Origin of the sequence: Frateuria defendens (assembly GCF_001182895.1) — a bacterium.
Taxonomy (GTDB): domain Bacteria; phylum Pseudomonadota; class Gammaproteobacteria; order Xanthomonadales; family Rhodanobacteraceae; genus Frateuria_B; species Frateuria_B defendens.
Genome location: NZ_LFQR01000030.1, coordinates 64,905 through 77,316 on the forward strand (window position 1 = coordinate 64,905; position 12,412 = coordinate 77,316).

At 71.3% G+C, this 12,412-nt stretch carries 13 protein-coding genes; 11 read left to right on the forward strand and 2 right to left on the reverse strand.

Going from position 1 to position 12,412, the window contains the following annotated elements; all coding sequences use genetic code 11:
- Window positions 1–142: 142 nt before the first annotated feature.
- On the reverse strand, window positions 143–1,948 hold the full coding sequence (locus tag ACH65_RS04790) for an aminopeptidase P family protein (RefSeq protein WP_049621448.1): 1,806 nt from the start codon (window positions 1,946–1,948) through the stop codon (window positions 143–145).
- A gap of 144 nt (window positions 1,949–2,092) precedes the next feature.
- Between ACH65_RS04790 and pyrG the strand changes: the two genes are divergently transcribed.
- The 11 genes from pyrG (at window position 2,093) to ACH65_RS04845 (ending at window position 11,709) form a co-directional block, all read left to right on the forward strand.
- On the forward strand, window positions 2,093–3,769 hold the full coding sequence (gene pyrG, locus ACH65_RS04795) for a CTP synthase (RefSeq protein ID WP_049621449.1): 1,677 nt from the start codon (window positions 2,093–2,095) through the stop codon (window positions 3,767–3,769).
- On the forward strand, window positions 3,766–4,596 hold the full coding sequence (gene kdsA / locus ACH65_RS04800) for a 3-deoxy-8-phosphooctulonate synthase (protein WP_049621450.1): 831 nt from the start codon (window positions 3,766–3,768) through the stop codon (window positions 4,594–4,596). The genes pyrG and kdsA overlap by 4 nt, the downstream gene beginning before the upstream one ends.
- Window positions 4,593–5,222, forward strand: a complete 630-nt coding sequence (locus tag ACH65_RS04805; protein ID WP_049621451.1) for a hypothetical protein — start codon at window positions 4,593–4,595, stop codon at window positions 5,220–5,222. The genes kdsA and ACH65_RS04805 overlap by 4 nt, the downstream gene beginning before the upstream one ends.
- An 83-nt stretch (window positions 5,223–5,305) precedes the next feature.
- A complete protein-coding gene (locus ACH65_RS04810; RefSeq protein WP_049621452.1) occupies window positions 5,306–5,671 on the forward strand; it encodes a hypothetical protein in 366 nt (121 codons plus the stop codon).
- A gap of 15 nt (window positions 5,672–5,686) precedes the next feature.
- Window positions 5,687–7,000: a phosphopyruvate hydratase gene (gene eno / locus ACH65_RS04815; RefSeq protein WP_049621453.1), complete on the forward strand. Its 1,314-nt coding sequence runs from the start codon at window positions 5,687–5,689 to the stop codon at window positions 6,998–7,000.
- Window positions 7,001–7,010: 10 nt separating this feature from the next.
- The gene (gene ftsB, locus ACH65_RS04820) at window positions 7,011–7,340 is read left to right on the forward strand and encodes a cell division protein FtsB (RefSeq protein ID WP_049621454.1); all 330 of its coding nucleotides are present in this window, start codon (window positions 7,011–7,013) and stop codon (window positions 7,338–7,340) included.
- Window positions 7,337–8,032, forward strand: coding sequence for a 2-C-methyl-D-erythritol 4-phosphate cytidylyltransferase (ispD, locus tag ACH65_RS04825; protein ID WP_049621455.1), 696 nt, complete (start codon window positions 7,337–7,339; stop codon window positions 8,030–8,032). The genes ftsB and ispD overlap by 4 nt, the downstream gene beginning before the upstream one ends.
- Before the next feature lie 163 nt (window positions 8,033–8,195).
- Window positions 8,196–8,669 carry a 2-C-methyl-D-erythritol 2,4-cyclodiphosphate synthase gene (gene ispF, locus ACH65_RS04830; RefSeq protein ID WP_049621492.1) on the forward strand — a complete coding sequence of 158 codons (474 nt, stop codon included), beginning with the start codon at window positions 8,196–8,198 and terminating at the stop codon, window positions 8,667–8,669.
- Window positions 8,666–10,108 carry a magnesium transporter gene (gene mgtE / locus ACH65_RS04835; RefSeq protein ID WP_049621456.1) on the forward strand — a complete coding sequence of 481 codons (1,443 nt, stop codon included), beginning with the start codon at window positions 8,666–8,668 and terminating at the stop codon, window positions 10,106–10,108. Before ispF ends, mgtE begins: the two co-directional genes overlap by 4 nt.
- A 66-nt stretch (window positions 10,109–10,174) precedes the next feature.
- Window positions 10,175–11,206 carry a tRNA pseudouridine(13) synthase TruD gene (gene truD / locus ACH65_RS04840; RefSeq protein ID WP_049621457.1) on the forward strand — a complete coding sequence of 344 codons (1,032 nt, stop codon included), beginning with the start codon at window positions 10,175–10,177 and terminating at the stop codon, window positions 11,204–11,206.
- A complete protein-coding gene (locus tag ACH65_RS04845) occupies window positions 11,203–11,709 on the forward strand; it encodes a cupin domain-containing protein (RefSeq protein WP_049621458.1) in 507 nt (168 codons plus the stop codon). The genes truD and ACH65_RS04845 overlap by 4 nt, the downstream gene beginning before the upstream one ends.
- Before the next feature lie 143 nt (window positions 11,710–11,852).
- On the opposite strand, the gene ACH65_RS04850 is transcribed toward ACH65_RS04845, so the two are convergent.
- Entirely contained in the window at window positions 11,853–12,401 is a 549-nt protein-coding gene (locus ACH65_RS04850) for a Smr/MutS family protein (RefSeq protein ID WP_049621459.1), read from the reverse strand.
- Window positions 12,402–12,412: the final 11 nt, after the last annotated feature.

Genomic DNA, 12,412 nt, shown 5'->3' on the forward strand with positions numbered 1-12,412 from the left:
GTTGCGGGGGCGGGAAGGTCAAGGCTGGCCGCAAGGCGTGATCGGAGCCCTGGTAGAAGCGCGCCTGTGCGCGACCACCTTGCTGCCGTTGCCTTCACCGGGACCGGAAAGGCTAAGGCGCGGTCGCGCGCAGGCGCGTTATTCACAGTGGGGCACAGTGGCGTTCGAGCCATGCCAGGTCGGCATCCTCCAGCAAGGGCGCCAGCGCGGCGCGCACGCCGGCGTGGTAGTCGTCCAGCCAGGCGCGCTCCTCCGGATTGAGCAGGCCCGGCTCCAGCGCGCGGCGGTCGAACGGGCACAGGGTGAGCGTCTCGAAGGCGTAGAACTCGCCGAACTCGGTGCGGTCGGCCTCGACCACCACGGCGAGGTTCTCGTGGCGGATGCCGTGCCGCGCCGGCTTGTACAGGCCCGGCTCGATCGAGGTGATCATGCCCGGGTCCAGCGGCACCAGCGCGCCGCCGCTCACCGGCGGGCGGATGCCCTGCGGGCCCTCGTGCACGTTGAGGAAGTAGCCCACGCCGTGGCCGGTGCCGTGGCCGAAGTCCAGGCCGGCGGCCCATAGCGGCGCGCGCGCCAGCGCGTCGAGCTGCGGGCCGCTGGCGCCCTTGGGGAAGCGGGCGCGGGAGAGCGCGATCATGCCCTTGAGTACCAGGGTGGCGTCGCGGCGCTGCTCGGCGCTGGTGGGGCCGAGCGCCAGCACGCGGGTGATGTCGGTGGTGCCGCCCAGATACTGGCCGCCGGAGTCCACCAGCAGCAGGCCGTGGCGTTGCAGGGCGCTGTGCGCCTCGGGCGTGGCGCGGTAGTGCGGCAGCGCGCCGTTGGCCTCGTAGCCGGCGATGGTGGCGAAGCTCTCGCCGACGAAGTCCGGTTGCGCGGCGCGCTCCTCGCGCAGCAGCGCGTCCACGTCCAGCTCGGTCTGCGCCATGCCGGCGGCGAGGCGGTCTTCCAGGCGGCGGAAGGCGCGCACCAGGGCGGCGCCGTCGCGGCGCATCACCTCGCGCACGTGATCGAGCTCGTCGCTGCTCTTGCGCGCCTTGAACAGGGTGGAGGGGTTGGCGGCCTCGATGACGGGCGTCGAGGCCGGGATCGAGGCCGCCACCGCGCAGACCACGCGGGCGGGATCGAGCAGCAGCCGGTCGTTCGGGCCCAGCTCGGCCAGCGCATCGACGAGCGTCGCGTAGTCGGCCAGGTGCACCTCGTCGGCCGCCAGCGCCGCGACCAGGGCGTCGGACAGCTTGCCGCGGTCGACGAACAGCGTGGCGGGCCCCTCGGCCGCTACCAGCAGGTGGGCGAGGAAGACCGGGTTGCACTCCACGTCGCTGCCACGCAGGTTGGTGAGCCAGGCCACGTCGTCGAGGCTGGAGACGACGTGGTGCGTGGCGCCGAGCTTGCGCAGCGCGGTGCGCAGGCGCTCGAGCTTGTCCGCGCGCGAGGCGCCCGCGAAGCCGGCGGCGTGCTCCAACACCGGCGACTTCGGCAGCGGCGGCCGTTCGGGCCAGATCGCGGCGGGCAGATCCAGGTCGATGCGCAGGCCGGCACCTGCCTCGCCGAGCAGGCGCTCGATCTGCCGCCGCGCGGCCACCGACAGGCTGTCGCCGGCCACCGCCACCACGTCACCGCGCTTGAGATGCGGCTGCAGCCAGTGGATGTGCTCGGGCACCGCGGCCGAGCGCTGCTTCATCAGCGCGATGCCGCTGTCGGCGAGCTCGCGTTCGGCCTGCGCGAAGTAGCGCGAGTCGGTCCACAGGCCGGCCTCGGTGGCGGTCACCAGCAAGAGGCCGGCCGAGCCGGTAAAGCCGGACAGCCATTCGCGCGCGGCCCAATGTCGCGGCAGGTATTCGGACAGGTGCGGGTCGGCGGTGGGCACCAGGCAGGCGGCGATGCCGTGCCGGTGCATGGCCTGGCGCAGGGCGGCCAGGCGGGAGGGGACGGGCGTGGCTTGGTTCATGCGTGCATGCTAGCAGCGGCCGCGCCGCCGGCCGCCGCGTTTTTTCGACTCCCGCCTGTACGAAGGACGGAAAATCCTGCCGCGCCCACTCGCCCCTGCGGCGCGCAGCCGTTAGAATTCCTAATTTCCGGCACGGTGCTTCCCATGACCCCCCTGATTTTCGTCACCGGCGGTGTGGTGTCCTCGCTTGGCAAGGGCATCGCCGCGGCGTCGCTTGCGTCCATCCTGGAAGCGCGCGGTCTTTCGGTCACCATGATGAAGCTCGATCCCTATATCAATGTGGATCCGGGCACCATGAGTCCCTTCCAGCACGGCGAGGTCTACGTGACCGACGACGGCGCGGAGACCGACCTCGACCTCGGCCACTACGAGCGCTTCGTCAACACCCGCCTCACCGGCAAGAACTCCATCACCACCGGCAAGATCTACGAATCGGTGATCCGCAAGGAGCGCCGCGGCGACTACCTCGGCGCCACCGTGCAGGTGATCCCGCACATCACCGACGAGATCAAGCACTGCATCCACGAGGCTACCCGCGGCTTCGACGTGGCGCTGGTGGAGATCGGCGGCACGGTGGGCGACATCGAGTCGCTGCCGTTCCTCGAAGCCATCCGCCAGCTGCGCATCGAGCACGGCCCCGAGAAGTGTCTGTTCATGCACCTGACCCTGGTGCCGTACATCAAGGCCGCCGGCGAGATCAAGACCAAGCCCACCCAGCACTCGGTGAAGGAGCTGCGCTCCATCGGCATCCAGCCGGACGTGCTGCTGTGCCGCTGCGAGCAGCCGCTGCCCGACGGCGAGCGCCGCAAGATCGCGCTGTTCACTAACGTGGCGGAGAACGCCGTGATCAGCGCGGCGGACGTGGACATCATCTACAAGCAGCCGTTGTGGCTGCACCAGCAGGGCCTGGACGAGATCGTGGTCAAGCGCCTCGGCCTGGACGCCAAGCCGGCCGACCTTTCCTCCTGGCAGCGTACCGTGGACGCGGTGGAGCACCCGAAGGACGAGGTCACCGTCGCCATCGTCGGCAAGTACGTCGAGCACAAGGACGCCTACAAGTCGCTCGGCGAGGCGCTGCGCCACGGCGGCATCAAGCAGCAGGCCCGCGTCAACCTGAAGTGGATCGACTCCGAGCAGATCGAGGCCGACGGCGCCCAGGCGGTGCTGGGCGAGGCCGACGCGATCCTGGTGCCGGGCGGCTTCGGCAAGCGCGGCTTCGAGGGCAAGATCCTGGCCGCCCGCTACGCCCGCGAGCACGGCGTGCCGTACTTCGGCATCTGCTACGGCATGCACGCGGCGGTGGTGGATTTCGCCCGCCACGTGGCCGGGCTGCCCGCGGCCGATTCCAGCGAGAACGACCGCAACACGCCCGACCCGGTGATCGCGCTGATCACCGAGTGGACCACCTCCAGCGGCGAGGTGGAGCAGCGTACCGAGCGCTCGGACCTGGGCGGCACCATGCGCCTGGGCGCGCAGGAGTGCCGCCTCAAGGCCGGCACGCTGGCGCGCGAGCTGTACGGCCAGGAGGTGGTGCGCGAGCGCCATCGCCACCGCTACGAGTTCAACAACCGCTACCGCCAGTCCTTCGAGGACCTGGGGCTGGTGATCTCCGGCAAGTCGATGGACGACCTGCTGGTGGAGATGGTCGAGCTGCCCCGGCAGCAGCATCCGTGGTTCCTGGCCTGCCAGGCGCATCCGGAATTCACCTCCACGCCGCGGGACGGCCACCCGCTGTTCATCGGCTTCGTGCGCGCCGCGCGCGAGTTCAAGGCCGTGCGCGAGGGCGAGCGGCTGGCGACGGTGCGGGAGACCGCGGCATGAAGCTGTGCGGTTTCGAGGTCGGCCTGAACAGGCCGCTGTTCCTGATCGCCGGCCCCTGTGTGGTCGAATCCGAGCAGCTGCAGGTGGACACCGCCGGCACGCTGAAGGAGATCACCGGGCGGCTGGGCATCCACTTCATCTTCAAGTCCAGCTTCGACAAGGCCAACCGTTCCTCCGGCAAGAGCTTCCGCGGCCTGGGGATGGAAGAAGGCCTGCGCATCCTGGGCGAGGTGAAGCGCCAGGTCGGCGTGCCGGTGCTCACCGACGTGCACGAGTACACGCCCTTCGCCGAGGTGGCCTCGGTGGTGGACGTGCTGCAGACGCCGGCCTTCCTGTGCCGCCAGACCGATTTCATCCAGGCGGTGGCCCGCGCCGGCAAGCCGGTGAACATCAAGAAGGGCCAGTTCCTCGCACCGTGGGACATGAAGAACGTGGTCGAGAAGGCCAAGGCGGTCGGCAACGACGACATCCTGGTCTGCGAGCGCGGCGCGAGCTTCGGCTACAACAATCTGGTCTCGGACATGCGCTCGCTGAGCGCGATGCGCGACACCGGCTGCCCGGTGGTGTTCGACGCCACCCATTCGGTGCAGCTGCCGGGCGGGCAGGGCACCAGCTCGGGCGGCCAGCGCGAGTTCGTGCCGGTGCTGGCACGCGCGGCGGTGGCCGTGGGCATCGCGGGCCTGTTCGCCGAGACCCATCCGGACCCGGACAAGGCGCTCAGCGACGGCCCCAACGCCTGGCCGCTGGGCAAGATGGAGGCGCTGCTGGAAACCCTGCAGGAGCTGGACCAGGTGACCAAGCGCCACGGCTTCCTGGAGCAGGCATGAGGCGTGCGGGCCGGCTCTGCGCGCTGCTGCTGATCGTGCCGGCCATGGCCGGGTGTTCGTGGCTGCCGTGGCATCGCCACCGGCAGCCGGCGCCGGCCGCGGAAGCGCCGGCTCCGGCGCCGGCTCCGGCCGCTTCGGCGCCGGCGGCGGCCAGCACCGCGGCGCCGATCACGCCGGCGCCGGCCAACGAGTATGCGCCCTACAGCCAGGCCGAATGGCGCGAGCTGTACGACGCCTACCAGACCCTGGCGCAGTGCGAGGATCGCTACATGAACAGCGCCAGCCTCAACAGCCTCGGCGTGGGCCAGCGGCTGGTGCTGCTCGGCAAGGCTGGCGCGCTGCGCGCGGACGCGCTGCGCCTGCTCGACGCCGCCTCGCCGTTGCGCGAGCAGTGGACGCAGCCCTCGGCGGCCCAGGCCGACCGGCAGGCCAAGCTCGCCGCCGATACGCTGCTTTCGCTGATGACCGCGCAGCTGCCGGAGTCGGCCGAGAACAACGCCAGCGCCTCGCTCGGGCGCGCGCTGTCGAGCAAGGCGGTGGCCCGCTACTACGTGGCCCAGGTGACCGGCGGCATCTGCCAGGCCGACCAGCGTTACCAGAACTTGATGCGCAAGCCCGTGCAGTGACTATCATCCGGGCGGCCGGGCGGCCGGGCGGCCGGCGCGACGGAGCGGTTCGCAGGGTGGGACGGTTCGATCGAGGAGTTTCGATGCTTGAGGCGGAAAACGCAGCGACACCGGCACCGCCTTCCGGCCATTCGCGGCTGGGCATCGCCTCGTTCGCGCTGGGCGTCGCCGCGTTCGTCGCACCCTTGCTGTTCGCCTTGTTCGAATCCTCCTCCCGGCACGTGCCCGGCGCGGAAGCGGGGCTGGCCGAGGGCAGCCCCGGCGAAGGGCTGCAACACGTGGCGCTCGGCGTGGAGCTGTTCACGCCGCTGGCGGCACTCGGTTTCTTGACGGGGCTGCTCGCCGGCTGGCAGACGCGGCGGCGCAAGCTCTACGGCCGGCTGGGGGCGGTGGTCAACCTCCTGTTCCTGGCCCTGGCATGTCTGATGGTCCGGTTCGGTTCTACCTAATTTCGAAGGAAACGCATGAGCACTCAGATCACCCGCATCCACGCCCGCGAGATCCTCGATTCGCGCGGCAACCCCACCCTGGAAGCCGAAGTCACCCTGAGCGGCGGCGGCTTCGGCCGCGCGGCGGTGCCGAGCGGCGCCTCCACCGGCTCGCGCGAGGCGGTGGAGCTGCGCGACGGCGACAAGTCGCGCTACCTCGGCAAGGGCGTGAAGCACGCGGTGGGCAACGTCAACGGCGCCATCGCCAGCGCGCTCAAGGGCTTCGACGCCGCCGACCAGGGCGGCCTGGACGCCAAGCTGATCAACCTCGACGGCACCCCCAACAAGGGCAAGCTGGGCGCCAACGCCATCCTCGGCGTGTCGCTGGCCGCCGCGCACGCCGTGGCCGCGCAGAACCGCCAGCCGCTGTGGCAATACCTCGCCACCATCAACGGCACCACCGGCGAGCCCGGCGCGCTGCCGGTGCCGATGATGAACATCATCAACGGCGGCGCCCATGCCGACAACAACGTCGACGTGCAGGAGTTCATGGTGCTGCCGGTGGGCGCGGCGAACTTCGCCGAGGCGCTGCGCGCCGGCGCGGAGATCTTCCACGCGCTCAAGAGCGTGCTCAAAGGCAAGGGACTCAACACCGCGGTGGGCGACGAGGGCGGCTTCGCGCCGAACCTGCGTTCCAACGTGGAGGCGCTCGACACCATCCTCGAGGCGGTCGGCAAGACCGGCTACAAGGTCGGCCACGACATCCTGCTCGGCCTCGACGTGGCCAGCTCGGAGTTCTTCAAGGACGGCAAGTACGACCTGGAAGGCGAGGGCAAGGCCTATGCGCCGGCCGAGTTCGTCGACCTGCTGGCGAGCTGGGCCAGGCAGTACCCGATCGTCACCATCGAGGACGGCATGGCCGAGGGCGACTGGGATGGCTGGAAGCTGCTCACCGAGGCCATCGGCAGCAAGGTGCAGCTGGTCGGCGACGACCTGTTCGTGACCAACCCGTCGATCTTCAAGGAGGGCATCGACAAGCACATCGCCAACGCCATCCTGATCAAGGTGAACCAGATCGGCACGCTGTCCGAGACGCTGGAGGCGATCGCCATGGCCGACGCGGCCAAGTACGCCGCGATCGTCTCGCACCGCTCGGGCGAGACCGAGGACACCACCATCGCCGACATCGCGGTGGCGACCACGGCCACCCAGATCAAGACCGGTTCCCTGTGCCGCACCGACCGCGTGGCGAAGTACAACCAGCTGCTGCGCATCGAGGAGGCGCTGGGTTCGGCGGCACGCTACGCCGGCCGCGACGCCTTCCCCAGCCTCGGCAAGCTGCCGGGTTGAGCGGGGCCGCATGCTGCGCTGGGTCGCGCTGATCCTGCTGCTCGCACTGATCGGTCTGCAGATGAAACTGTGGACCGGCAGCGGCGGCATGCATGAAGTGGAGGCCCTGCGCGCGGCGGTGAAGAAGCAGGGCGAGGAGAACGACCGCCTGCGCCGGCGCAACGAGGCGCTCGGCGCCGACGTCGACGACCTCAAGACCGGCGAGCAGGCGGTGGAGGCGCGCGCGCGCGCCGAGCTCGGCCTGGTCAAACAGGGCGAGACGTTCTACCAGGTGGTCGAACCGCCGGCGGCCGCGGCCAGCGCGCCGGCGCCGGCGCCCTCCGGCGACGGCGGGCACTGAGCATGGCCGGCTTGTGGTGCGTGGTGCCCGCGGCCGGGCGCGGCCTGCGCGTCGGCGGCGACTGCCCCAAGCAGTACCTGCCGCTGGCCGGGCGGCCGCTGATCCTGCACACGCTGGAGCGGCTGGCCGCGCAGCCGCGCATCGCCGGCCTGCTGGTGGTGCTGGCCGCCAGCGATCCGCAGTGGCCGGGGCTGGCCGAACTCGGCGGCAAGCCGGTGCGTACGGCGGTGGGCGGCGCGGAGCGCAGCGATTCGGTGCTGGCCGGGCTCGACGCCTTGCCGGCCGAAGTGGCCGATGTCGACTTCGTGCTGGTGCACGACGCCGCGCGCCCCTGCGTGCGGCTGGCCGACATCGGCCAGCTGATCGAGCAGGCCTCGCGCACCGACGGCGGCCTGCTCGGCGCGCCGCTGCGCGACACGCTCAAGCGCGCCGACGAGCTGGGGCGCAGTGAGCTCACCGAGCCGCGCGAGCGGCGCTGGCGCGCCTTCACGCCGCAGATGTTCCGCCGCGGCGAGCTGGCCGCGGCGCTGCGCGAGGCGGCCGGTCGCGGGGTCAAGGTCACCGACGAGGCGATGGCGATGGAGCTGGCCGGCTTCGCGCCGCTGCTGGTCGAGGGGGCCGAGGACAACCTCAAGGTGACCACGGCCGCGGATTTCGCCCTGGCCGAGTTCCTGCTGCCGCGGACCGGCTGAGCGCCGCTTCGCCGGCCAGGCGGGGGCGGGGCGGAGGCCGGCGATGGAGACAGGTGCCTTCGCCGCGCGCGTGCCGCGAGGCGCCATGGCGTCATCCGGGCTTCACACGAGCACATACACTTACACTGTTGCGGACTTCTTCCCCATGCGTGAGCACCCCCTGATGCGTATCGGCACCGGCTTCGACGTGCATGCCTTCGGCGAGGGCGACCATGTGGTGCTGGGCGGCGTGCGCGTGCCGCATGTGCGCGGCGTGCTGGCGCACTCGGACGGCGACGTGGTGATCCATGCGCTGTGCGACGCCATCTTCGGCGCGCTGGCGCTGGGCGACATCGGCCGCCACTTCCCGCCCTCGGACGAGCGCTGGCGCGGCGCCGACAGCCGCCACTTCCTGCGCCACGCGGCGCTGCTGATGGCGCAGCACGGCTATGCGCTGGGCAACGCGGACGTCACCGTGATCGCCGAGGCGCCCAAGGTCGGCCCGCACGCGCAGGCCATGCGCGAGAACCTCGCCGCCGACCTCGAGTGCGAGCTCGGCCGCATCAGCGTCAAGGCCACCACCACCGAAAAGCTCGGCTTCACCGGCCGCGGCGAAGGCATCGCGGCCCAGGCCTGCGTGCTGCTGGAGCGCGCATGAGCGAGGCGGAGACCCGCGGCGCCTCGCAACGGCTGCACGAGCAGCTGGAGGCCATCGTCGAGCTGCTGCGCCGGCAGAAGCTGGTGGAGCAGGTCGCGCACAGCCAGCATGGCCCGCACCAGGATCTGGTGGACTCGCTGGTGCACCGACGGAACCAGGCCGTGCTGCAGCAGCACCTGGAGGCGCTGCACCCGGCCGACATCGCCTACATCCTCGAAGCGCTGCCGCGCGACGACCGCCTCGCCGTCTGGCAGCTGGTCAAGGCCGAGCGCGACGGCGAGATCCTGTTGGAAGTGTCCGACGCGGTGCGCGAATCGCTGATCGCGGACATGGACCAGGGCGAGATCCTCGCCGCGGTGGAGCCGCTGGACGCGGACGAGCTGGCCGACCTGGTCGAGGACCTGCCCACCGAGGTGCTGCCCGAGCTGATGGCCAGCCTCGACGCCGAGCAGCGCGAGCGGGTGCAGTCGGCACTGTCGTGGCAGGAGGACCAGCTCGGCGCGGTGATGGATTTCGAGATGGTCACCATCCGCGAGGAGGTCAGCCTGGAAGCCGTGCTGCGCTACCTGCGCCGCTTCGAGGAGCTGCCGCCGCAGACCGACAAGCTGTTCGTGGTCAACCAGGGCAACCTGCTCACCGGCGTGCTGCCGCTGCACTGGCTGCTGGTGAACCCGCCGGAGAAGATGGTGAGCGCGGTGATGGCGCCGGACGTCAACACCTTCCACCCCGGCGACGACGTGTACGAGGTGGCGCAGGCCTTCGAGCGCTACGACCTGGTGACCGCGCCGGTGGTGGACGAGGGCGGCCGCCTGATCGGCCGCGTCACCATCGACGCCATCGTCGACGTGATCCGCGAGAAGGGCGAAAGCGAGGCGCTGAACCGCGGCGGCCTGCGCGAGGAGGAAGACATCTTCGCCTCGGTGTGGGCCTCGGTGCGCAACCGCTGGTCGTGGCTGGCGATCAACCTGGTCACCGCCTTCGTGGCCTCGCGCGTGATCGGCCTGTTCGAGGGCTCGATCCAGAAGCTGGTGGCGCTGGCCGCGCTGATGCCGATCGTGGCCGGCATCGGCGGCAACTCCGGCAACCAGACCATCACCATGATCGTGCGCGCGTTGGCGCTGGGCCAGATCACGCCCGCCAGCGCCCAGCGGCTGTGGCGCAAGGAGCTGGGCGTGGCCCTGTTCAACGGCCTGGTATGGGGCGGGGTGATCGGCATCGTGGCCTACCTGCTCTACCGCAACGTGGCGCTGGGCCTGGTGATGACCGCGGCGATGACGCTCAACCTGCTGCTGGCCGCCTTCGCCGGGGTGGGCATCCCGATCCTGATGACGCGCTACGGGCGCGATCCGGCGATGGGCTCCAGCGTGATGATCACCGCGATGACCGACAGCGGCGGCTTCTTCATCTTCCTGGGGCTGGCGACGCTGTTCCTGATGTAAGGCGGCGCGAGCCGGCCTTCCGCATCCGGCTGCCCACGCCGGTTCCGACACGAGACTCATGCATCCATGACCGAACTTCCCTACGCCCACGGCGGCCCGCCGCTCATCGCCCGCCTGCGCAGCGCGCCGGAGGATTTCCAGGTCGAGGAAATCCTCGGCTACGACGCGGACGGCGAGGGCGAGCACGCCCTGCTGTGGGTGGAGAAGCGCGGCGCCAACACCGACTGGGTGGCGCGCGAGCTGGCGCGCCACGCCGGCGTGCCGCCGCTGGGCGTGGGTTATGCGGGGCTGAAGGATCGCCATGCGGTGACGCGGCAGGCCTTCTCCGTGCAGTTGGCCGGCAAGCCCGAGCCGGACTGGGTGGCCTTCCCGCATGCCGAGGTGAAGGTGCTGGCCGCCACCCGCCACCGGCGCAAGCTCAAGCGCGGCGCGCTGCGCGGCAACCGCTTCGTGCTGGTGCTGCGCGAGGTGCAGGGGGAGCGCGAGGCCGCCGAGCGGGTGCTCGCGGCACTTGCCGCGCGGGGCGTGCCGAACTACTTCGGCGAGCAGCGCTTCGGCCGCGAGGGCGGCAACGTGGCGCAGGCGCGGGCGATGTTCGCCGGGCGCCGGGTGGACCGCGACAAGCGCTCGATCCTGCTCTCGGCCGCGCGCTCGCAGATCTTCAACGCGGTGCTCGCCGCCCGCGTGGAGCGCGCCGCGTGGGACCGCCCGCTCGAAGGCGAGATCTGGTCGCTGGCCGGCTCGCGCTCGTGGTTCGGCCCCGAGCCGTTCGACGCCGCCCTGGCCGAGCGGCTCGCCCGCGCCGACATCCATCCCTCCGGCCCGCTGTGGGGGCAGGGCGACACGCCGGCCCAGGGCGAGGCCGGCGCGCTGGAGCGCGAGGTGGCCGCAGCCTATGCCGACCTGGCCGAAGGCCTGGCCGCCGCGCGCCTGGAGCAGGAGCGCCGCCCGCTGCGCCTGCTGCCCGCTGAGCTGCGCTGGCGCTGGCTGGGCGACGGCGCGCTGGAGCTCGCCTTCGAACTGCCGGCCGGCGCGTACGCCACCACCGTGGTGCGCGAGCTGGCCGCTCAGGCCTCTTCCACGGAGACTCCGGCATGACCGATGCGCTACCCGGCAAGCGCGAACTGATCGAACGGCTCGGCCTCGACGGCCACTTCGAGGGTGGCTATTTCCGTCAGACCTACAAGACCGATCACCGCGAGCGCATCCCGACCCCGCGCGGGGCGCGCACCACGATGACCGCGATCTACTACATGCTCACCGGCGACTCGCCGCGCGACCTGTTCCACACCAAAGCCTCCGAGGGCATCCAGTTCTTCCACCTGGGCGCGCCGGTGACCTACCACCTGATTCACCCGGACGGCCGCTACGAGGCGGTGGTGCTTGGCCCGGACCTGGCCCATGGCCACGTGCTGCAGCTGGCGGTGCGCGGCGGCGTGTGGAAGGCGGCCGAGCTGCCGCAGGGCGAGTACGGGCTGGTGAGCGAGGTGGTCGCGCCCGGCTGGGAGATGGAGGACATGGTGCTGCCCACCCGCGCCGAACTGCTGACGCGCTTCCCGCAGCACGCGGCCGTCATCACGCGGCTGACCGATCCGGACTGAGCGGCAAGGCCCGCGCGGCGCTCGCGCCCTCGCGTGGTGGCGCAATGCAAACAGGCCGGTAGCCGCATCCAGCGCCTGTTTACGATCTCCTCTCCTGGTATGCCGCCGCTGTAGCGCGTTTCGGCGACAAGATCATCAGGCGCTCAAGCCCGCTTGAGCAGCACCACCACCGCCCCGGTGCCGCCCTGCATCGGCCGCGCCGAGGCGAAGGCCACCACGTCGCCGCGCCGGCGCAGCAGGCGGTCGGTGAGCACCTTCAGCACCGGGCCGCTCGCCTTCGAGCGCAACCCCTTGCCGTGCACGATGCGCACGCAGCGCAGGCCGTGCCGCTTCGCCTCGGCCAGGAAGCCGGCGATAGTGGCCTGCGCGGCCGCGGCGTTCATGTGGTGCAGGTCGATCTCGTCCTGGATGCTGTACTGGCCGCGCTTGAGCGCGCGCAGCAGCTTGGGCGGGTAGCCGTCGCGCAGGTAGGAGAGCTCCTCGCCCACTTCCATCAGGCCGGGGTCGAAGGCCATGTCCAGCAGCTCGCCGGGCACGGCGGCCTCGTCGGCTTCCAGCATGTGCGGATGCGGCGCGGGACGGGGCGCCTGCGGCGGCGCCTCGGTGGGCGTGAACTCGCGCACCGGCCCGACCGCTTCGCGGAACAGGCGGGCGTCCTCCTCGTCGATGGCGGGCGGCGGGCGGTGTTTCATGGTTCCCATGC